General features: G+C 47.2%; 22 protein-coding genes and 1 other RNA gene. 10 read left to right on the top strand and 13 right to left on the bottom strand.

The annotated features are described in order from the left end of the window. Positions 1-69: 69 nt before the first annotated feature. From gcvH to A3773_RS04995, 6 genes are all read right to left on the bottom strand, one after another. A complete protein-coding gene (gcvH, locus tag A3773_RS05020; protein WP_067983744.1) occupies positions 70-462 on the bottom strand; it encodes a glycine cleavage system protein GcvH in 393 nt (130 codons plus the stop codon). Positions 463-504: 42 nt separating this feature from the next. Then, positions 505-1,611, bottom strand: coding sequence for a glycine cleavage system aminomethyltransferase GcvT (gene gcvT / locus A3773_RS05015; protein ID WP_067983742.1), 1,107 nt, complete (start codon positions 1,609-1,611; stop codon positions 505-507). A gap of 263 nt (positions 1,612-1,874) precedes the next feature. Beyond that, on the bottom strand, positions 1,875-3,137 hold the full coding sequence (locus A3773_RS05010; RefSeq protein ID WP_197462726.1) for a UbiH/UbiF/VisC/COQ6 family ubiquinone biosynthesis hydroxylase: 1,263 nt from the start codon (positions 3,135-3,137) through the stop codon (positions 1,875-1,877). 10 nt (positions 3,138-3,147) lie between these two features. Next, entirely contained in the window at positions 3,148-4,395 is a 1,248-nt protein-coding gene (gene ubiH, locus A3773_RS05005; RefSeq protein ID WP_067983740.1) for a 2-octaprenyl-6-methoxyphenyl hydroxylase, read from the bottom strand. Then, complete coding sequence (gene pepP, locus A3773_RS05000) at positions 4,392-5,708, bottom strand: Xaa-Pro aminopeptidase (protein WP_067983738.1); 1,317 nt, start codon at positions 5,706-5,708, stop codon at positions 4,392-4,394. Before pepP ends, ubiH begins: the two co-directional genes overlap by 4 nt. After that, positions 5,709-6,320, bottom strand: a complete 612-nt coding sequence (locus tag A3773_RS04995) for a UPF0149 family protein (RefSeq protein ID WP_067983736.1) — start codon at positions 6,318-6,320, stop codon at positions 5,709-5,711. A gap of 190 nt (positions 6,321-6,510) precedes the next feature. On the opposite strand from A3773_RS04995, the gene A3773_RS04990 reads away from it, so the two are divergent. The 4 genes from A3773_RS04990 to A3773_RS04975 all read left to right on the top strand — a co-directional run bounded on the left by A3773_RS04990 (position 6,511) and on the right by A3773_RS04975 (position 7,939). Beyond that, on the top strand, positions 6,511-6,720 hold the full coding sequence (locus A3773_RS04990; RefSeq protein ID WP_067983734.1) for a TIGR02449 family protein: 210 nt from the start codon (positions 6,511-6,513) through the stop codon (positions 6,718-6,720). Next, positions 6,717-7,040 (top strand): cell division protein ZapA, encoded by a 324-nt coding sequence (locus A3773_RS04985; RefSeq protein WP_067983732.1) that lies wholly within the window; start codon positions 6,717-6,719, stop codon positions 7,038-7,040. Before A3773_RS04990 ends, A3773_RS04985 begins: the two co-directional genes overlap by 4 nt. A gap of 120 nt (positions 7,041-7,160) precedes the next feature. Then, positions 7,161-7,341: non-coding RNA, 6S RNA (gene ssrS, locus A3773_RS04980), on the top strand. 13 nt (positions 7,342-7,354) lie between these two features. Then, the gene (locus A3773_RS04975; protein ID WP_067983730.1) at positions 7,355-7,939 is read left to right on the top strand and encodes a 5-formyltetrahydrofolate cyclo-ligase; all 585 of its coding nucleotides are present in this window, start codon (positions 7,355-7,357) and stop codon (positions 7,937-7,939) included. A gap of 9 nt (positions 7,940-7,948) precedes the next feature. Here A3773_RS04975 and A3773_RS18530 read toward each other — a convergent pair whose 3' ends face one another. After that, a complete protein-coding gene (locus tag A3773_RS18530; RefSeq protein ID WP_269454483.1) occupies positions 7,949-8,074 on the bottom strand; it encodes a hypothetical protein in 126 nt (41 codons plus the stop codon). Positions 8,075-8,257: 183 nt separating this feature from the next. Further along, positions 8,258-9,187: an AEC family transporter gene (locus A3773_RS04970; protein WP_067983728.1), complete on the bottom strand. Its 930-nt coding sequence runs from the start codon at positions 9,185-9,187 to the stop codon at positions 8,258-8,260. A gap of 55 nt (positions 9,188-9,242) precedes the next feature. Here A3773_RS04970 and A3773_RS04965 point away from each other — a divergent pair, with 55 nt between their 5' ends. Continuing rightward, entirely contained in the window at positions 9,243-9,761 is a 519-nt protein-coding gene (locus tag A3773_RS04965) for a glycine cleavage system transcriptional repressor (protein WP_197462725.1), read from the top strand. A 117-nt stretch (positions 9,762-9,878) separates the two neighbouring features. On the opposite strand, the gene argH is transcribed toward A3773_RS04965, so the two are convergent. Continuing rightward, entirely contained in the window at positions 9,879-11,273 is a 1,395-nt protein-coding gene (gene argH, locus A3773_RS04960; protein ID WP_067983727.1) for an argininosuccinate lyase, read from the bottom strand. 166 nt (positions 11,274-11,439) lie between these two features. Here argH and hemC point away from each other — a divergent pair, with 166 nt between their 5' ends. Genes hemC through A3773_RS04940 form a run of 4 tightly spaced genes read left to right on the top strand, consistent with a single transcriptional unit; the run spans position 11,440 to position 15,757 of the window. Beyond that, positions 11,440-12,381 (top strand): hydroxymethylbilane synthase, encoded by a 942-nt coding sequence (gene hemC / locus A3773_RS04955; RefSeq protein ID WP_067983725.1) that lies wholly within the window; start codon positions 11,440-11,442, stop codon positions 12,379-12,381. A gap of 3 nt (positions 12,382-12,384) precedes the next feature. Then, entirely contained in the window at positions 12,385-13,170 is a 786-nt protein-coding gene (locus tag A3773_RS04950) for a uroporphyrinogen-III synthase (protein ID WP_067983722.1), read from the top strand. A gap of 23 nt (positions 13,171-13,193) precedes the next feature. Next, a complete protein-coding gene (locus A3773_RS04945; protein ID WP_075109489.1) occupies positions 13,194-14,510 on the top strand; it encodes a uroporphyrinogen-III C-methyltransferase in 1,317 nt (438 codons plus the stop codon). Further along, positions 14,510-15,757: a heme biosynthesis HemY N-terminal domain-containing protein gene (locus A3773_RS04940; protein ID WP_067983721.1), complete on the top strand. Its 1,248-nt coding sequence runs from the start codon at positions 14,510-14,512 to the stop codon at positions 15,755-15,757. The genes A3773_RS04945 and A3773_RS04940 overlap by 1 nt, the downstream gene beginning before the upstream one ends. A gap of 80 nt (positions 15,758-15,837) precedes the next feature. Here the strand turns inward: A3773_RS04940 and A3773_RS04935 are convergent, their stop codons facing one another. The 4 genes from A3773_RS04935 to trxA all read right to left on the bottom strand — a co-directional run bounded on the left by A3773_RS04935 (position 15,838) and on the right by trxA (position 20,241). After that, positions 15,838-16,878: a 2Fe-2S iron-sulfur cluster-binding protein gene (locus tag A3773_RS04935; RefSeq protein WP_067983719.1), complete on the bottom strand. Its 1,041-nt coding sequence runs from the start codon at positions 16,876-16,878 to the stop codon at positions 15,838-15,840. Between the two features lie 3 nt (positions 16,879-16,881). Beyond that, positions 16,882-18,360 carry a 4-hydroxy-3-polyprenylbenzoate decarboxylase gene (gene ubiD / locus A3773_RS04930; RefSeq protein ID WP_067983717.1) on the bottom strand — a complete coding sequence of 493 codons (1,479 nt, stop codon included), beginning with the start codon at positions 18,358-18,360 and terminating at the stop codon, positions 16,882-16,884. 64 nt (positions 18,361-18,424) lie between these two features. Further along, positions 18,425-19,684: a transcription termination factor Rho gene (gene rho, locus A3773_RS04925; protein ID WP_067983715.1), complete on the bottom strand. Its 1,260-nt coding sequence runs from the start codon at positions 19,682-19,684 to the stop codon at positions 18,425-18,427. A gap of 230 nt (positions 19,685-19,914) precedes the next feature. Beyond that, positions 19,915-20,241 (bottom strand): thioredoxin TrxA, encoded by a 327-nt coding sequence (gene trxA / locus A3773_RS04920; RefSeq protein ID WP_067983713.1) that lies wholly within the window; start codon positions 20,239-20,241, stop codon positions 19,915-19,917. A gap of 257 nt (positions 20,242-20,498) precedes the next feature. Between trxA and ppx the strand changes: the two genes are divergently transcribed. Beyond that, complete coding sequence (gene ppx, locus A3773_RS04915; protein WP_067983711.1) at positions 20,499-22,013, top strand: exopolyphosphatase; 1,515 nt, start codon at positions 20,499-20,501, stop codon at positions 22,011-22,013. Positions 22,014-22,021 lie beyond the last annotated feature (8 nt).

Raw genomic sequence — 22,021 nt, 5'->3', positions numbered from 1 at the left:
GCATAAAGCCGGGACAATAATTTAACTTGTACAGAACCTAAGGTCCCGTAGGCTTATAGAGCTATACGCTTATGCTTCTGATTCACAAAGACCCGTATAACCTTCGGCATCTAATAGATCATTCAGCTCAGCAGTATCGCTTAGCTTAATCTTGAAGAACCAGCCATCTCCATAAGGATCGGAGTTAACTAATTCAGGTGAGTCTTCTAGCTCTTCATTGATAGCAACAATTTCACCACTTAGCGGTGCGTATACATCGGAAGCAGCTTTAACGGACTCAACAACACCCGCCTCGTCACCACCCGCAAGCTCTGCGCCTACGTCTGGTAGCTCAACAAAAACCACATCACCGAGTAGATCCTGTGCGTGGTCAGTTACACCGATAGTAACGATACCGTCTCCTTCGACACGGATCCATTCATGACTAGCAACGTATTTCAGTTCAGATGGGATGTTACTCATGTTTATTTCCTACCCTTGTGGTCTTAGTTCTTATCTAGTTTCTTAATCGAAAACTTTTTTGCCGTTTCGAACAAATGATGGTCTTAGCACACGTACTGGAACTCGCTTACCACGAATCTCCACATCCGCTTGCTCTCCCGTCGCCGCTGGCACCCGCGCCATTGCGATAGAAAAACCTAAGGTTGGAGAGAAGGTTCCACTTGTGATTTCGCCTTCGCCCACACCGTCAACAATAACCTTTTGATGAGCGCGCAATACACCGCGTGCCTCCATCACCAAGCCAACAAGTTTATCAGTAACGCCACTCTCTTTTTGAGCTTGAAGCGCCTCGCGGCCAATAAACTGGCGTTCTTGCGGTTCCCAGGCAATCGTCCATCCCATGTTAGCGGCTAATGGCGAGACTGTCTCATCCATATCGGAACCATATAGGTTCATGCCCGCTTCCAAACGTAAGGTATCACGTGCACCTAAACCACAAGGTTTTACGCCTGCATCCGATAATGCCTGCCAAAAATCAGCGGCTTCATCTTCTGGTAGCATGATTTCCAATCCATCTTCACCTGTGTAACCGGTTCTTGCAATAAACCAGCCCTCAGACTCCAACCCTTGGAACACACTCAGCTGATCAATTAACTTAGCGCGTGATTCACTAACGGCTTGCTTGCTCAACTCAATAGCCTTAGGCCCTTGTATCGCAATCATAGCAAGATCTGGCTGCTCTGTGAGCGCAACATCGTCAAAACCCACTGTGTGGTCGGCCATCCAGCGTAGGTCTTTCTCACGGGTAGCACAGTTGACTACAACGCGGAACCATTCACCCGATACGCCCGGCTCAGTCATAAGATAAACGATCAGGTCATCAATAACCCCACCATTATCATTCAACATACCGCTGTACAGTGCTTTACCTTTCTCCTGCAGCTTAACCACATCGTTAGCAAGCAGGTAACGTAAATACTCTTTTGCATCAGTTCCGGTAACGTCTACAACCGTCATATGGGAAACGTCAAACATACCTGATGCGGTTCTCACCTGATGATGCTCATCAACCTGAGAACCATAATGGATGGGCATATCCCAACCACCAAAATCAACAATTTTAGCACCCATTTCTTGGTGCTTTTCATATAGCGCTGTTTTACTACCCATTCTATTAACTCTTATTAAGGGTCTGCATTAAGGGTTTGGTTCATCAATCAAACGTTTCTGTAACCTAACTATGACCAAGACCGCTCTTTATGTTCATTGCATTCCAAGCATAGATAAATATCAAAGGAGCCTAAAAAGCAAAAAAGGGATGACAATTTATAGGGATTTGCTCTTTAGTTCAATCTTTGGACAAAAAACATCTCTGCAACTATAGTCGCGACACACCGCAGAGATGAATAAAAGCACCGACGGATACCTACGTTTTACGCTTTAATAGGCCGTTTTGCTAGCGTAGGAACATCATCCGACAACCCCATCGCACGCTGTACAATATGGTTTTTAACCGGAGGCAAACCGTTCAATAGGTTCATACCCATATTCCGCGCCAAACGCAAAAATGGCTGATCATTAGCAAATAGCCGCTTAAACCCTTCCATCGCTGCGGACATCTGAATATTTTCGGTTCGTCGGATACGCTGAAAACGCGTTAATACGCGCTCACTGCCGATCGACTCACCTCGCTCCAATGCCTCCATCAACGTATCAACTAACTGAGCCGCATCCATCAGCCCTAAGTTCACACCCTGCCCCGCTAAGGGGTGAATAGTATGCGCGGCATCTCCAATCGCCACAAAGCTAGGCCGCACGTAGTGCTTAGCGTGGCGCTGCTTTAACGGAAAGGAGAAACGCGGGTCCACCGAGATAATCTTACCTAAGCGCTGCTCAAACGCATCGCCTAAGGCGCTAGCAAAGGCCTGCGAATCTAACGCCATTAACGTTTTAGCGTGGGCAGGCGACGTTGACCAGACAATCGAACAATAGTGTTTACCATCTTCACTGCTCAACGGCAGAAACGCCAAAGGCCCGTCATCGGTAAAACGCTGCCAAGCGGTTTGCTGGTGCGCGTTTTCTGTTTGCACGGTGGTCACTATCGCATCGTGGCCATAGTCCCATTCCCACATAGGGATACCCGCCATCTGTCGAGTTTTTGACAAGGCTCCGTCAGCAGCAACGACCAATGACGCCTGAATCTCTCGCCCATCATCTAAGGTAATATGTCGATAATCACCTTCGTGATTAGAGAGCGCTGTCACGTTGACTCCCACAGCCAATTCAATGTTGTCATGGGACTGTATCGCCTGCTGAAGCCCAGCGAGCGTAACGCGATTCTCAACAATGTGCCCCAATACGGGCTCATGTAGCGCGTTTGCTGAAAACGCTATGTGCCCTGTTCCCTCTCCATCCCAGACATCCATAGCGGTATAAGGTGTAATACGACAACGTTGCATATGTGGCCATGCGCCTATCGCGGTAAGCACCTGCTGGGATGCACAAGTCAGCGCACTCACCCGCGGGTCATAGCGCTCGGGAGGCAACTGACAAAGGGCATCTATATCAGGGTGTTTATCCGAACGCTGCTCAAGCACAAGGATCTTCATACCGCTCGGCGCTAACCCTGCAGCTAAAGTCAAACCCACCATCCCCGCGCCTACAATCACTACATCCGCTTCAATCTGTTCTGACATCGACATATTCCTATTTCAGATCGGGGGCCGGCATATCAAGCCCCATCGCGCTACGGGCAAATAATGTTTTGGCGGTAGGGCAAATATCTAACAGCTGAAGGCCTACATTTCGGCCCACCGCTAACAACGGATTATGATTAGAAAAAAGCTTCATCGTCTGATCACTAAACCCGATAGTACGTACCTGATCTAAACGCTGCTGCTCATAAAACGCTTGTAACCGTGTTAAATCGCCTAAATTTTGTTGCTGTTTGCGCGCATGAATTAGTGTTTCAGCTAAACTAGCAACGCCCCGCAATGCAAGGTTGTAACCTTGGCCCGCGATAGGGTGCAGCGCATGCGCCGCGTTACCTAAAACGACTAAGCCTCGCCTGACCTGCTCATCCGCCACGGTTAATTTCAACGGATAGGAAAAGCGTTGACCCACATGGATAACATTACCTGCACGATAGCCAAACCGCTCATGAAAGCGTGCGATAAACGCCTGATCATCTAAACCAAGCACCTCATCAATGAGGTCATTAGGCACCGTCCAGACTAGGGCACTGCGAGGGCTCCCATCCTTATCTTCCAACGGCAGTAACGCCATAGGGCCACTATCCGTAAAGCGTTCATAAGCAACACCATTATGGGGCTGGTCGGTACTCACATTCACCACAATGGCATGCTGATCGTACGTTGTTTCGCTGTAACTAATCCCCATCGACGCACGTAAAGGAGAACGCCCACCATCCGCCATAACCACCAGTTCACAGCTAAGCTCTGCATGTTCACCTTGATACTCAACGGTCACGCCCATGCTATCGGCACGACTTTCAACCGCCGTAACACTCGCCGGACAGATAAAATCGATACGAGGGCTGGCGGCTTGCTGTAAATGGTCGAGTAGCACATGGCCCAACCATTGGTTTTCGACCACATAACCTAACGCGGAAACCCCTTCCTTTTTAGCATTGAGCCGCGTCACACCAAAATATCCTTTATCGGACACATGGATATCGCTAATAGGTGATACATGTGCTTTTAAACGTGTCCAAACACCCATTGCTTCATAGATAGAGCGACTGCCATACGCCAGTGCTGTCGAGCGAGCATCGTAACTTGGCTGGTACTCTTCTACATCGTGGGTCGGCAATGCAACGGACTCAATAACGGCAATATTGAGGTCTAACGCGTCAGACATCGGCAAAAGAGCGCACGCTAAGCTTGCGCCTACCATGCCCCCCCCAATAATGACTATATCGTAATGCTGTTTCATGCAGAGGCCATTAACGCTTCAATTTCATCGATCTCTTTAGGCACCGCCGCCGTTAGAATCTCGCACCCTTGATCTGTAATTAATACATCATCTTCGATACGTATCCCAATGCCACGCCAACGAGCCTCAACGTTTTCGTTATCCACCGCCACATAGATGCCCGGCTCAACGGTCATCACCATGCCCGGCTGCAAAGGCCGCCACTCACCCTCTACTTTGTAATCACCCACATCATGCACATCCATGCCCAACCAGTGTCCCGCGCGATGCATATAAAAATCGCGATAGCCGCCGGATTCAATCTCATCCTCTAAAGGTCCCGTTAAGAGCCCTAGATCAATTAAACCTTGAGTAAGCACGTTAACGGAGGCTTGGTGCACCTCATCCCAAAGGACGCCCGGTTTAGCCAAGTTAATACAAGCTTTTTGCGCATCCAATACCAGCTGGTAAAGTGCCTTCTGTTCTGCACTAAACCGTCCATTTACAGGGAAGGTCCGGGTAATATCACCCGCATAATGATCCAACTCACAACCCGCATCAATCAGAACAAGATCGCCATCTTGCAGCGGCTGATCATTCTCAATGTAATGCAACACGCAGCCATTAGCGCCACCCCCTACAATCGTGGAGTAAGCCGGCTGTCGGCAGCCCTTTAAGGTAAAATGATAAAGAATTTCGGCTTCGAGCTGATACTCCATCATCCCCGGCTTACAGACCTGCATCGCTCGAATATGACCTTGTGCTGAGATCTCTCCCGCTTCACGCATCAACGCCTGCTCAGCATCGGTTTTAATCAAGCGCATCTCATTCAATAGCTGATCCAGCATGACCAATTCAGATGGTGCAACCGCACCCTGACGAACCTGCCCTCGAATCAGATTTAGCCAATGCCTTACTTGCTGGTCTAAATCCTCATCTCGGCCAATGGAATAGTAAATACGCGCCAGACCATCAAGCAGCGTAGGCAGAATCGTATCGATCTCATCAATCGGATGCCCTTCAGCGATATGATAATCAGCAACGACCCCTTCAGGGCCGGCTCGATAACCGTTCCATATCTCCATTAGCTTGTCGCGATTACGACAAAACATGACCGATTCACCGGCGGCACGTCCTGGAATCAACAGCAAAACCGCATCAGGCTCATTAAAACCGGTTAGGTAATAGAAATGGCTATCCTGCCGGAAGGGATACTCAACATCGCTGTTACGCTGTTTCATTTGCGCAGCAGGGATAATCGCAATACTACCGGGTAGCATGCTATCCATGAGTTTTTGTCGACGCGTAGCAAACTGGTCCAAGCTAATTTTCATTTAGTGTAACCTGCTATTTTCCGGTTCAACTTGGGCAAACGCTTTCTCTTTATTTTCTAGCGCTTTATTACATTCGGTGAAGAGCATAAGCACAGCCATCCTTACATACTCCTGCACCTCCATTAGGTCAGATTCATTCTCATCTAACTCTTCTAACTCAATGGAGATTTGCGCAATTTGACCTAAATCAGTCAATGTCTCTTTTGCTTCAGAGGACAGCGACGCATCAGTATGCTTGCCATATAAACCAAACCCACTTAAGAAACTTTGGCACCAGCGACCTAATGCATCAGCCCGCTGAGAGATTTCGTTTTCATCATCAGGAAGTAACATTTCAAAATCTAAATCTAAACTTTCTAACGCCTCACAGGAGGCTGAATACAGATTCACTAAAGTAACTTTACTGCTTTCGTGCGACAACGCCTCAATATCCAACAGCTCACAAGCCGTCTGCAGCAACATTGTAGGTTGTAATCTAGCACCGGCAGCCAAGTGACCAGAGATCAAACCATGCAATTCTGAAGGCGACACTACGCGCACGCCTTCCTCCACAAACATATTAGCAACAAGCTCAAAATCAGGCAGATCTACAGGTACATTTTCTAAAGACATGAATAAAAGTCCATCAATATTAATATGCTGCTAATCCTAGCATTTCCGCGAATCACGTGCAGCGTCATTGACCCTCAGGCAACGGCTGATTATAGTCCTGCAGAGAAGAATAAACCTGCGCTTCTTAATCATTAGGATTTACCAACTCAAAAGCAGGGTTTAAAAAAAGGTTTAGGAGTCTCGATTCTGCATGGCCGAGCATTATTTTGACGCGCTAGAACAAAAAATTGACCAGATTCTTGAGCGCTACACAGCACTAGAGCAGGAAAACGCTCAACTTCGTGAACGCGAGCAAGCGCTGAAAGAAGAGCGCGCGCAGCTAACTCAAATCAACGAACAGACTCAGAGCAAGATAAAAGCGATGATTGTTCGACTGAAAGCCTTGGAGCAAAACCGATGAGTCATGCAGATTCACAAACCGTATCCATAAGCTTATTAGATAAAGAGTTTAGCTTTAACTGCCCCGCCGATGCCGAAGCTGAATTGCTCGCCTCTGCGGACCTGCTCAATGAAAAAATGCGTGATATTCGAAAATCAGGCAAAGTTCTCGGCCTAGAGCGTATCGCCGTTATGGCGGCTTTAAACCTAGCCCATGAACTATTGCAGTCACGTCAGAGCGCCAATGACAATGTTGAACACCGTCTTCGCCACTTAGGTAATAAAATTGATACCGCTCTCCAGGCGAACAATCGGTCGGGAAGTAGCGACGATACAATTTAAAGCTTGAATTTTTTTCATCTGGCGCAAATTTGCTTAAAAGACATACAGTTACCGGGCTTCTAGCATAAATTAATATTAATACAAGACCTGACAGTCAAACTAGAAGGCGTATAATGGGCTTATGCCCTGGGGTGTTCGGTTGTTAGTTACGTCCCTCGAGCCGATAACCACACTTTTGGAGGTTACTCGTAGTTTCTGGTGTGCATGTCCGATTTATCGGGAAGCCTAACGTTACTCAGTAACCCCCTCCTTGAACCTTCGGGTTCAGGGCCTTAACCGACGTCGGCACCTTGGGGATCTTCTTTTACTTAGCAATGAATCAACGCAAAACACTTCGCCAAAAAATTCGTACACTCCGGCGATCACTCACCCCCCGTCAACAACAGCAAGCAGCAGACCGTTTGCTCGCGAACATCCGTAATCGAGCTGATTTTCGTCGCGCCAAAAACATTGCAATGTACCTACCCAATGATGGCGAAATTAATCCGGAACCGCTGATACAACTGTGCTGGACATTAGGCAAACACGTATACCTCCCCGTACTACATCCGGTTTTACACAACCGATTATGGTTTGTGCCTTATACGCCAAAAACGAAGATGATCAAAAACATTTACGGCATACAAGAGCCGACCCTTATTCCTCACCAACGCCGTACAGCGTGGTCACTGGATTTAGTATTACTTCCATTGGTTGCGTTCGATGAGCGGGGTAACAGAATGGGTATGGGCGGTGGCTATTATGACCGCACGTTTAGCTTTAAAGCATTGAGAAAGGGGCTAACAGGACCTAAATTGATTGGGCTGGCACATGAAATTCAAAAAGTAGAAGAACTCCCGGTAGAAAACTGGGATATCCCTTTAACTTCCATTATTACAGATACCAAAAGCTATTTATAACAACAACGATTAGCTATTGAAGACTTGCTGAAATAATGAAGCGAGCTCGAAATCAGCATGCGATACACCGGTCATCACTGAACCCAGCACAAACACAACGACTAATATTAATACGAGATCTGGACCTTTTTTCATTACCCTGCCTATAGAGGTTTACCGTACATAAAACAAACGCCCGTTTATTTTATGGCTGGCGCGTAGTTTTTCACATTTAAAGTATTTTGCAAGCGTTTACAAAATATCACTCTAATGAACTTATCGGCCAGTTACAACTTAATCTTAATGCAAAAACACAGAAAGAGCCAATTACTTACTGATTTATAATGATTTTTGCAAAAAAGACAAGAAAATCAACACAACAGGGATGGAAATCATCGAAATTAACGTCTGTCCGGTAATAATTGCGGCCATCATCGGCGCATCACCGCCCAGCTGACGCGCCAAAATATAAGATGAGGTTGCCGTTGGAAGTGCTGCGTATAACCAAATAATTTCCGCGCTCTCTACATCTAAGGCAAGTACAGCGCACAGCGCAAAAGCAACAATCGGCATCAGCCCTAATTTTATAAAAGAAGCCCAGCCAATCTCTTTCCCGCTTTTAACTAACACCCGAAAGCTGAGCCCAGCCCCCACCGAAAGCAAACCCAGTGGTAACGCCATACGGCTTAACAGATCCGCCACTGGCTCCAATACCACAGGAAACCCCACCCCCGTCTGATTCAGCAGTAAACCCAATAAACTACTAATGATCAGAGGGTTTTTAGTGATCGCCAAGAAAATGGAGCTGATATTACCGGTTTTATGGGTAAAAACAGAAAAGACTAACACACAGCACAAGTTAAGCAGCGGGATCATGATTGCCATCACAACGGCCCCCACGGCGAGACCTAAGCTCCCATACAGCGTTGCAGATGCCGCCAGACCCACATAAACATTAAACCGTACAGACCCTTGATAGAGAGAGGTAAAGCCTGCCGCATCAAAGTCCGTGAACAACCGGACAATAAACGCTAAGACGCTGGCAATAAACACCATTAACAATATCGTTAGGCCAACAGCGCCCAGATCTACAACCGACATATCGGTTGTAGACAGCCGCGTCACCAACAAAATAGGGAACAGAATAAAATAGGTGGCCTTTTCCGCTTGTCGCCAAAACGCTTCACCGGGGAACTGCGCCCTTTTGGCAACATACCCCAATAGAATCAACGCAAATACGGGCCACAAGGCACTGATTATCTCAATCATAATGGTATAGTACTTTTATAAAATAAATAATGACGCAACAGAGTGGAGCAGAATTATGATGACATCTCTCGTATTAACCGTCATCGGCCCGGACAAGCCTGGGTTGGTGGAGATGCTAGCACAAACCATCGCAAATAATAGCGGTAACTGGTTAGAGTCTGGCATGTCACGTTTGGCCGGCAAGTTTGCGGGCATTCTCATTACTGAAGTTCCAGAAAAGCATGCCGACCAATTAATTAACGCATTAGAGGCGTTAGAAACCCAAGGCCTTAAAGTCACCGTAGAACGCTCTGATAGCCCGGAGAATAACGCACTCACGCAACATTTTACATTAGAGCTGGTGGGTCATGACAAGCCGGGGATCGTACGGGACATCTCCAGCGTATTAGCAAAGCACCATGTCAACGTTGAACGCCTAACAACTGAACTGGTATCTGGCTCCATGTCTGCTGAACTACTATTTAAAGCCGAGGCGGACCTGTTAGCCAGCACCACGTTAGATATTGATGCCCTTCAGGCGTCGATTGAGAACATCGCTAACGATTTAATGGTTGATATTGTCTTTAACACATAAGCACCGCGGCGCAGCCATCACCGTTTTATTTAAGGTGTACAGAAACACAGTAGCGCCCAACAAAAAAACGCACCGACTAAGGTGCGTTTTTCTACCTACAGACGTACCTAAACGAGCTTAAGCACGCTGATCCAGTTTAGCCTGACCGCGTTTTACCGCAGCGCGTACTTGATCAGGGGCTGTACCACCAATATGGTCACGTGCCGCCACAGAACCTTCCAGACTCAATACGTCAAACACATCCTGCTCAATCGTGTCAGAGAACTGAACCAACTCTTCTAAGCTCATTTCACCCAAATCTTTATTCTGCGCGATACCGTAAGCCACTGACTTACCAACCACTTCATGGGCATCACGGAATGGCATCCCTTTACGCACAAGATAATCAGCCAAATCCGTAGCAGTAGAGAATCCACGTAACGCCGCTTCTCGCATGCTCTCTTTCTTCGATTCTAATGCGGGCACCATGTCGGCAAACGCACGCAAACAACCTTTAACCGTATCGATCGTATCAAACAACGGCTCTTTATCTTCTTGGTTATCTTTGTTGTAAGCCAAAGGCTGAGATTTCATCAGCGTAAGTAGACTCATCAAGTGACCATAGACACGACCACTCTTACCACGCACCAATTCAGGCACATCTGGATTTTTCTTCTGCGGCATAATGGAGGAGCCTGTGCAGAAACGATCCGGCAAGTTAATGAAGTTAAACTGCGCCGATGTCCATAAAACCAACTCTTCGGACATACGCGTCATGTGCATCAACAACACACTAGACGCCGCACAAAATTCAATCGCAAAATCACGATCGGATACCGCATCAAGGGAGTTTTCTGCAGGTGCACTAAAGCCAAGTAGCTCACAGGTTAAATCACGCTGAATAGGATACGTCGTTCCAGCCAGAGCAGCGGCACCTAGAGGCATAATATTGACACGCTCACGACAATCAACAAAACGGCTGTAGTCACGGCTTAGCATTTCAAACCATGCGAGTAAGTGGTGACCAAATGTCACAGGTTGTGCCGTTTGCAGATGAGTAAAGCCGGGCATAATAGTGTCGGCCTCGCCTTCAGCCAAGGTCAACAAACCTTGCTGTAAACGTGTAATCTCAGGCAAAATCAGATCGATCTCATCCCGTAGGTATAGTCGAATATCGGTAGCAACCTGATCATTACGCGAACGACCCGTATGCAATTTTTTACCTGTAATGCCAATTTTAGCGGTCAGTGCGGCTTCGATGTTCATATGCACATCTTCCAGTGCGATAGACCATTCAAATTCACCCCGTTCAATCTCAACGCGAATTTCGCCTAACCCACGAATAATATCGTCACGCTCTTGCTCCGTTAACACACCCGCTTGGGTCAGCATTTTTGCATGGGCAATAGAACCGCGAATATCCTGCAGATACATGCGCTGATCAAACTCTACCGATGCTGTAAAACGTGCCACGAACGCATCAGTTGGCTCATTAAAACGACCACCCCACTGCTGGTTGGTTTTATCACTCATGGGAAAACCTCTAATAGCTCAGTTATGCTTCAACCTAAATCAGGCTGACTCTATAAATTTGCGCAACATTATATCACGCCCTTTGACTTCACGCGGCTATAACAAGCACGGCAATCTGATACAATTAACAACAAATATTCCAAATGTCGTGCTAGAGACAACTTTTATGAGCAGAACTATCCGTATTGCAACCCGAAAAAGCCCACTTGCCCTTTGGCAAGCTGAATATGTTAAAGCTGAACTTGAACGCCATCATTCAGGCATCAAGGTTGAAATTCTTGGCATAGTCTCTAAAGGCGACAAAATACTCGATGCCCCCTTAGCCAAAGTGGGCGGCAAAGGCCTTTTTGTTAAAGAGTTAGAAGAGTCTATGCTAGCAGGCGATGCGGATATCGCCGTTCATTCCATGAAAGATGTACCGATGGAGTTCCCACAGGGCTTAGGCTTGGCCGTTATCTGTCCACGCGAACGCCCCACCGATGCCTTTGTATCTAATCACTACAACAGCATTGATGAACTACCTGAAGGCGCTATCGTTGGCACCTCTTCTCTTAGGCGCGAAGCACAGATCAGGGAAAGACGTCCCGACCTTAAGATCAACTGGCTACGCGGCAACGTCAACACACGCTTACGCAAGTTAGATGACGGGGAATACGATGCCATTATCTTAGCAACCGCGGGGCTGTTACGTTTAAAAATGCCTGAACGTATCCGTTCAGAGATCTCTGTAGACGTGAGCCTACCTGCGGGCGGACAAGGCGCTGTCGGTATCGAGTGCCGCACAGATGATGCCGAGCTAATTGCACTACTACAGCCGTTGCATGATCAAGAAACCGCATGGAGAGTGACCGCAGAGCGCGCCATGAACCGCCGATTAGAGGGTGGCTGCCAAGTGCCCATCGCCTGTTATGCAACCCTAAACGATGACAACAGCGAGCTTTACTTACGCGGCTTAGTCGCTAAACCTGACGGCACACTTATCCTTAGAGATGAAGAAACAGGCAAGCCGGAAGACGCAGAAGCGATGGGCATTAAAGTAGCCGATCGTCTATTAGCTGCCGGCGCAAAAACAATCCTAGACGCTGTCTACAACACACCTAACGCTTAACCTATGCCAACAGATTGTTTAACCGGCCTGAGAGTGCTCGTTACACGACCGCACCATCAGGCATCCAAATTACTCCAAGCGCTCCGCAGCCAAGGCGCGGAGCCCATTGCCTTTCCTCTGCTCAAAATCAGCCCGATTACTGAGTCTGATGCGAATTACCACAGATTAAAGCAACAGATAATAGATTTAGATCACTTTCAACATCTAATCTTTGTCAGCCCAAATGCGGTACATAACGGCTATAATTGGATTGATCAATATTGGCCACAGCTGCCCATCGGCATAAAATGGCTAGCCATAGGCAAGCAAAGTGCTAACGCCCTCAGCAACTATGGTATAGATGCCTATCACAGCCCATTAGGCTACGATTCAGAGACACTCCTCGCCTCACCAGCACTCAACAACATCAGCGGGGAGAAAGTACTTATTATACGCGGGGAAGGCGGTCGTGAGAAATTGGCCGAAGAACTGCGTGCACGAGGCGCCGAGGTTAGCTATGCTGAACTCTATCGCCGGGAACAACCGACATACAAAGATGGCGAGGTTGCTGAAGCCTTATATAAGAATAAGCTTGATGCCATTCTCATCAGTAGTGGAGAGGGTTTACACAACCTGATGAGCATCGCTAAAGGAAGCCAACAACAATTCAGCACTGATTCACTATTAAAATGCCATCTTATAGTGCCAAGTGAACGCATCAAGCACGACGCTGAATCAGCAGGATTCACAAGAATAACCACAGCAGCAGGCCCTGATGATCAATCAATGATCACCGCCTTGTTGCAGTAACTGACTTTTGCGGAAATCGACAGATGAGCGACAAGAAGAAAACGCCACAGGAAGAGAGCACTGAAGCGCCAAAATCACATACGTCTGACGTGTTAGATGAGGCGACGGAAGAGACGAAGGAAACCGTCGAAGAAACGGCCACCTTAGACTCAAAAGATAACGCCAAAGATCCGACACCGCCGAACGACGAGGCAGACGTCAACGACGCGATCGATGAAGCGGTTAAAAATGCTGAAATCAACAAAACAGCGGCGGCCAACGAAGTCGTGGCCGAAAAGCTCGCCAAGCAAGAGAAACAACGCGCCACATGGCCTGGCAAGCTCGCCCTACCTTTATCTATTATTGCCCTTGGCGCAGCCGGCTATCTTTACTGGCTATCCCTGCAGCAAAACAGCAGTGTAGAGCAAAACAACGCCGCCATTGAAGCTCAAGTCAGCGCATCCCTAAGCGACGCTCGTAGCGCCATCGATCAGTCACTGGCCAGCATGAATCAAAAACTTGGCCAGCTACAAGCACAAAGCCAAGCGGACAAAAACAATATTGATGAGCTTCAAGCCCGTTTAACCAAAAGCATTCAACAAGTCACCGCCACACAAAACACCTCTCGTAAAGATTGGCTACTGGCGGAAGTTGAGTATTTGCTACGCCTCGCCAATCAACGCGTATTGATGGAACAAACCACTGAAGGCGCGATTAAACTGCTCAAGTCAGCCGATAAGATTCTAAAAGAGACCGATGACGTTTCCATCTATGAAGTGCGTAAAGCACTTGCCGCTGATATCGCTGCTCTAGAAGCGGTTCCAGCCCTTGATACGGAAGGGGTGTTTTTAAAATTAGGCGCACTTAATAACCAAGTGCCAAACCTACGGCTCATCCCTATTTCGGAGCAACGCAAACTACCCGACCTACTGGAAGAGGTGACGCCGGATTCAGTCTCTGAATCTTGGACCGCAGGCTTAGAAGCCTCATGGGGCAAAGCGGTCGACAAGCTCGATAAACTGGTCGTAATTCAACACCGAGACGAACCTATTGAGCCATTACTCTCACCTGAGCAATCCTATTACCTGCAACAGAACCTGCATTTAATGCTAGAACAGGCACAACTGGCACTTCTACAACGTAAACAGGCCTCCTATGACGCCAGCTTAGAAAAAGCACACGGCTGGATCGCCACCTACTTTGAAGAGAAAGACAGTACAACCCAAAGCCTGCTAAACGGCATCACCGAGTTACAGGGTGTAAAAGTTACCGCGGAGATGCCCGATATTTCAGGCTCACTGCGCACACTTAAAGGCTACCTATCTCAGATGGCGAAGCTTAAGGAACAGGGAGCATCCTAATGAAGATTTTGTTCCTCATTCTGTTGGTTATTTTAGGCGCGGGTGCCTTTGTCGGTGAGCTGATGATTCAGGACTCCGGCTATGTCCTGATCGCTTATAATCAAACCACCATTGAAACCAGTTTATGGGTACTGTTGGTAGCACTGCTCATTACCTTTATCGTATTGCACTGGGTTATCAATGTGATCACCCATACAAAACTGCCGACGACTAAACTCAAAGCGTGGAAAGATCACCGTAACCATTTAATTAGCCGCCGCAAGACCCTGAAAGGCCTTACCTCCTTATCAGAAGGGAACTGGGCTCAAGCACAGAAACAGCTGGCACAAGCCGCTGAACGCTCAGACCTGCCGCTGGTTAACTACTTAGCGGCTGCGCGCGCGGCCCATGAGCAAAACAACGAGCAAGCGACCGACGAGCTATTACAAAAAGCACGAAATTCAACGCCAGAAGCCGAAGTGACGGTTGCAATATCGCAAGCAGAGATACAACTATCCCGTGGTCAGTTAGAGCCTTGCTTAGCAACGCTCCTGCGTCTACGGACCTTAGCGCCGAAAAACACCTATGTAATGAAGCTGCTAAAAGATATCTATCTGCGACTGAAGGATTGGCAAGCACTGTCTAAACTCATTCCAATACTGCGCAAGCATCAAGCACTTAAAGAGGACGAACTCAGTCAGCTCAGCCGCGATTGCTACGGTCAATTACTGGAAGAGAGCATCAACAAGCTGCCCGTTGAAACCAGCAATGACGATCGCCTTAAGGCCTTAGGCAAGGCATGGAACGACCTGCCGAGCGACTTATCACGGGATGGCGACTTAGTTCAACGCTATACCGAACTGCTGGTCTCTCTTGGCGCCGAAAGCCGTGCCGAGCAGAGCCTTAAAGATCTTCTCAAGCGTAACTGGGATGATAAGCTTGTGAATCTATACGGTCGCCTAAGCGGTGAGAATGCGAAGAAGCAGTTAGATACTGCGCGTGGCTGGCTTAAATCACACGACGACAGCCCAAGTCTACAACTGACATTAGGTCGACTCTCTATGCGTAACCAGCATTGGGGGCAAGCCGTTAAGTATTTTGAACAAAGCTTAGCATTAGATCCCAGCTCTGAAACGTTAGCCGAACTTGCCCGCTTACTTCGCCATTTAGGTGACAATGATCGTGCGCAAGTACTGTTACAACAAAATTTAAACCTTGTTGCATCTGGGCTGCCAGAACTGCCTATGCCCGAGCAAGAAAAAGCATAGCGCTTAGGCTTAACAACTAAAAAAGGGATGCAATGCATCCCTTTTTTGTACCTCTAAATCTAGACAGGCAAGATAGCCGCCTATTTATTCCGCGGCGCGTAAGCAAACACATCGGAATGCATATTTTCTTCCTTAAAGCCCTTCGCCTCACAGGCCTCAAGCAATGCATAAACCATCGCAGGTGAGCCGCTGGCAAAGATCTCTACATTCTCAAAATCGCTAAAGTCATCCAAAATAGCAGAAGGCAGCAAACCGATGCGCCCAGCCCAATTAGGGCTATTCTCGGACTCGCTCACAACCCGCTCAAAATGCACATTAGTATGCTCGGCAGCCCACTGTAACGGCAGGTTACTTAAGTAAATATCATCCTCTACCCGTGCGCCCCAGTAGATATAGATCGGATTACTAAACTGGTTAGCCAGCAGGTGTTCGACCACACTTTTAACTTGCGCAAATCCTGTACTCGCAGCCGCAAAAATAAGACGCGTATCAGGGCTGATCTTATGCGCTTGTAGATAACAATCCCCTTTAGGAATCTCGATTTCTACCGTCTTCTCATTCTGCAGATGATGAATAATATTATTAGACATCTCGCTGTCGGGGATATGGCGAATATGCAGCTCTACATTACGCCCTTGATCCGGTGCAGAGCCTATTGAGAAGGACGCCTGCTTCCCACTAGGGAGAATAAGGTCTAAATATTGACCGGCATAGAACTCGGCCGACATAGATGCTGTAGCAGGCAACTGAAGCCGCACACGGTAAACATCTGCATTCAGCTTTTCAATCGCTGTAATATCACATAACAGTTTTTTCACTAACAATTCTCCAGGGCATTCCAGCCCCTCTATTTTCACCCTAACGTCACTTAAAGGCCGACATGTACACGCAAACACACCCTCTGACGTCTGATTTATCGTGTTGCTTAACATCAGCTTCTTTTCAGGATAGCTTTGTACAATTTCGCCTTCTATCAGCCTAACTTCACAAATTTCACACACGCCATTTCTACACCCTACTCGAAGTTTATAGCCATGGCGCTGAAGACTCTCTAATAAGGTTTCACCTGATTGGCCGGTGAGGCTATGGCCAATATTTTCAATAACGATTTGGTGAGCCATCACTTAATCCAGAATACCCAGATCAGCCCAAATATCATCTACTTTTTTCTGTACATCAGGATCCATCTCAATAGGCACTCCCCATTCACGGGTGGTTTCGCCTTCCCATTTATTCGTGGCATCCATACCCATCTTAGAACCTAAACCTGAAACCGGTGAAGCAAAATCAAGATAATCTATAGGCGTGTTATCAATCATCACCGTATCACGCTGAGGGTCCATCCGCGTAGTAATCGCCCAGATCACATCATTCCAATCCCGCGCATTTACATCATCATCACAAACAATGACAAACTTTGTATACATAAACTGGCGCAAGAAAGACCAAACCCCCAACATAATACGTTTTGCATGGCCGGGGTATTGCTTCTTAATCGTCACAACCGCCATGCGGTATGAACAGCCTTCTGGCGGCAGGTAGAAATCAACAATTTCGGGGAACTGCTTCTGCAAAATAGGCACAAACACTTCATTCAGCGCTACGCCTAAAATCGCCGGTTCATCTGGCGGTCTTCCGGTATAGGTACTGTGATAGATAGGGTTACTGCGGTGAGTAATACGCTCAACAGTAAACACAGGGAAGCTGTCTACCTCATTATAATACCCAGTATGGTCGCCAAACGGGCCTTCATCAGCCATCTCATCCGGGTGAATATACCCTTCTAAAATAAACTCAGCGCTCGCAGGCACCTGCAGGTCGCTGCCTAAGCATTTAACCACTTCCGTTTTGCCGCCACGTAGCAAACCGGCAAAACCATATTCAGATAAGGTATCCGGCACTGGCGTTACAGCACCAAGAATCGTGGCCGGATCAGCACCCAAAGCCACCGCGATAGGAAACGGTTCACCAGGGTGCTCCTGTTTCCATTCACGAAAATCTAACGCCCCGCCGCGATGCGCCAACCAACGCATGATCAACTTATTTTTCGCAATCAGCTGCTGACGGTAAATACCTAAGTTTTGACGCTCTTTATTCGGCCCACGGGTAATCACTAATGGCCATGTAATCAACGGTGCCGCATCACCAGGCCAACAGGTTTGAATAGGCAACTTATTCAGATCTACATCATCGCCTTCAATAACATGCTTCTGACACGCGGCGGTCTTAACCACTTTAGGTCCCATATTCAAAACTTGTTTGAAGATAGGTAGTTTATCCCATGCGTCTTTCATCCCCTTTGGGGGCTCAGGCTCCTTCAGTTGCGCAAGCAGTTTACCCACCTCGCGCAGCGCGACAACACTGTCTTCACCCATGCCCATGGCAACCCGTTCCGGCGTGCCGAAAAGGTTAGTCAGTACAGGGTAATCATAGCCCTTAGGGTTTTCAAACAGGAGTGCAGGACCGCCCGCTTTGAGTGTCCGATCACTAATCTCGGTCATTTCAAGGTTGGGATCGATCTCTTGTTTAATCCGTTTAAGTTCGCCGCGCGCTTCCAGCATATGGATAAAGTCACGCAGGTCTTTGTATTTTGGAGTCGCCATGTATAGAACCTAGTAAAAACAAAAAAGGGCAAGCAGAAGCTCACCCTTTTATACGTAAACTGGTTTATTTCCGCTTCATCGACAGGAAGAACTCATCATTTGTTTTAAAGTCTTTCAACTTATCAATAACAAACTCTGTTGCTGCCGTATCTTCCATTGAATCAAGCAGCTTACGTAGAATCCACATACGTTGCAGCTCCTCTTCAGAGGTCAGAAGATCTTCACGGCGTGTGCCTGAACGACGGATATTAATTGCAGGGAATACACGTTTCTCAGCAATCTTACGGTCGAGATGAACTTCAGAGTTACCTGTACCTTTGAACTCTTCGAAAATAACTTCGTCCATTTTAGAACCTGTATCAACCAACGCCGTAGCGATAATTGTCAGGCTGCCACCCTCTTCAATATTACGCGCAGCACCAAAGAAACGTTTTGGACGTTCCAATGCGTGGGCATCAACACCACCGGTTAGCACCTTACCAGACGATGGAATAACCGTATTATAGGCACGCGCCAATCGCGTAATCGAATCAAGGAGGATAACCACATCTTTTTTATGTTCAGTCAGACGTTTAGCTTTCTCGATAACCATCTCTGCGACTTGAACATGACGTGCTGGAGGCTCATCGAACGTTGACGCAACAACTTCACCACGAACGGTGCGCTGCATCTCTGTTACTTCCTCTGGACGTTCATCAATTAGCAAGACAATTAGATGTGTTTCTGGATTGTTACGCGTAATGCTGTTCGCAATATTCTGTAACATTAAGGTCTTACCCGCTTTAGGTGGCGATACCACCAATGCACGCTGACCTTTACCCATAGGGCAAACAAGATCGATAACGCGAGCAGTCAGATCTTCTGTACTGCCGTTACCAATCTCCATTCTTAAACGATCCTGCGCAAATAACGGCGTCAGGTTTTCGAATAAAATTTTATTTTTGGCATTATCTGGCTTGTCGTAGTTAATCTCATTAACTTTTAACAATGCAAAATAGCGCTCGCCATCCTTAGGTGGACGAATCTTACCCTCAATCGTATCACCTGTACGTAGGTTGAAACGACGAATCTGGCTTGGTGATACATAAATATCATCAGGGCCAGCTAAGTAGGAGGAGTCAGCTGAGCGCAGAAAGCCGAAGCCATCCTGCAAAATTTCGAGGACACCGTTGCCGTATATATCTTCGCCACCTTTAGCATGACGTTTCAGGATAGCAAAAATAACATCCTGTTTACGGGAACGCGCCAAGTTATCCATTCCCATGCCTTTGGCAATATCAAGTAACTCGGGAACGCTTTTAGTTTTTAATTCAGTAAGATTCATAGTTTGGAGGAAACAAGCACTAGGCTGATTTTTTTATTTGGATGGAATTTAGGAAGAAATACAAAAATGGCCTTTAATAGCTCATTACTAAAACAAAGAAAAAAGAAGGATAAGTTTTAGCAGGCTGGCCAAACTCTGAACACTATAGAAGGAAGAAAACCGCCTGTCTATAGAAAAAGACGAGAAAGTGTCATGTTTTATACAACATCACACTTTCTTGGCTTATTCACTTACAGGTTAGCTTCGATGAACGCAGCTAGCTGGGATTTTGATAAAGCACCCACCTTCGTTGCTTCAACATTACCGCCCTTGAACAACATTAGCGTAGGAATACCACGAATACCGAACCTTGGTGGTGTTTCACTGTTTTCGTCGATATTCAGCTTACAAATTTTAAGCTGATCGCCATACTCTTTTGCAATTTCTTCAAGAACTGGAGCAATCATCTTACAAGGACCGCACCATTCAGCCCAGTAATCCACTAAGACCGCACTTTCAGCCTTGAGAACATCTTCTTCGAAGGAAGCATCTGTAACATTTACAATGTTTTCACTCATGGGGACTCTTCTCCGCTGCACCCAACACTTTAATCAGACCGCCGATAATAACACCCAACAGGCCGTTGTGTAACGGGGTTGTCGCCAATTAGCGACCATTTTATCGATTAGAAGGGTGATTGATCGTAATAAATCGTTGTAAAACAAGTCAGTATTATCCCTTTGCACTATGTGAATGAAAAGCGACTGCAGCCCGCGGTTTCTTTTGGTACTCTACTCTCCGCTTCCATCTCTATTGTCCATGAGGCTTTTTCATAATGACCGAGCAGACCACTGCTATAGATAACATTGAAGAGCAATTTCTCGCTGCTATAGACCTTGGGTCAAACAGCTTCCACATTGTGGTAGCGCAGCTTGATCAAGGAGAACTGCGGACCGTTGATGTTATGTCCGATAAAGTTCAGCTTGCTGCTGGGATCAACGATAAACGTTACCTCACTGATGAAGCCAAAAAACGCGGTCTTGACTGCCTTAGTCGCTTTGCTCAGCGTATAAAAGACCTGCCTAGCGATGCCGTAAGGGTCGTTGGCACCAACGCGCTACGCGAGGCTAAAAACAGCCGCGAATTCATTGATGAAGCTGAAAATATTCTAGGCACCCCGCTTGAGATCATCGCCGGACGCGAAGAAGCGCGCCTGATCTATCTCGGCGTCTCGCATACATTAGCCGATGATAAAGGTGCCCGCTTAGTGATTGATATTGGCGGCGGCAGTACCGAGTTTATTATTGGTGAACGGTTCGAACCCAATATGATGGAAAGCCTACATATGGGCTGCGTCAGCTTCACCAAACGTTACTTTCCTGATGACTGCATCAATGCCAAAAACTTTAAACGTGCGCAAACAGCGGCACTGCAAGAGCTACAGTCAATCAAGTTTTCCTACCAAGATCATGGCTGGAACAGTGTTGTCGGCTCATCAGGCACGATCAAAGCGGTTCGTAATGCTTGCATTAGCATCGGACTGAGCGACGACCGAATCACAAAAACAGCCTTGCACGCGCTGAGAGACAAAATCTTAAGCTTTGAAAACAGCGCAGATATTGATATTGCAGACCTAAAACCTGAACGACAGAAAGTATTCCCCGCTGGTGTTGCTATATTATGCGCAGCATTTGAAGCACTCGATATTAAAGAGATGGCCTTCTCTGAGGGCGCACTTCGTGAAGGCGTGCTTTATGACATGGCCGGACGCCTTCGCCATGAAGATGTACGCGATCGTACAATCAACGCCATTATGCAGCGTTACCATGTGGACCAAGAACAGGCGGATAGAGTGGAACATACGGCCCTATTAGCTTGGGCCCAAGTCAAAGATGACTGGCAACTCTCTCGCAAGCATTACGATATGTTGAGCTGGGCGGCGAAAACCCACGAGATAGGTTTAACCATTGCCCATAGTCAGTTTCACAAACACAGTGCCTATTTACTCACCCACGCTGATCTTCCCGGCTTCACCACCCAGGAGCAATTGCAGCTAGCAACCTTGGTCAGGGGTCATCGGCGAAAATTCCCCAAGGATGAGTTCAAAACACTGCCTAAACGCCTGCAAGACGCCTATGCCCACTTGTGTGTTTTATTGCGCATCGCCGTTGTATTACACAGAAGCCGCTCAAAAGACAGACTACCCGCCATCGCATTTCGTGTGGATAACAAAAAGCTTATCGTCGAGTTTCCTGAGGGCTGGCTAGAGCTTCACCCGTTAACATTGGCTGATTTAGAACAGGAAGCAGACTACTTAAACGGAGCCGATATAAAACTGCGCGTTCAGTAATATCTAAA

Source organism: Neptuniibacter pectenicola (assembly GCF_001597735.1).
Taxonomy (GTDB): domain Bacteria; phylum Pseudomonadota; class Gammaproteobacteria; order Pseudomonadales; family Balneatricaceae; genus Neptuniibacter; species Neptuniibacter pectenicola.
Note: the sequence above shows the minus strand (reverse complement) of the source record. Positions and strands in the feature narration are given on the sequence as shown.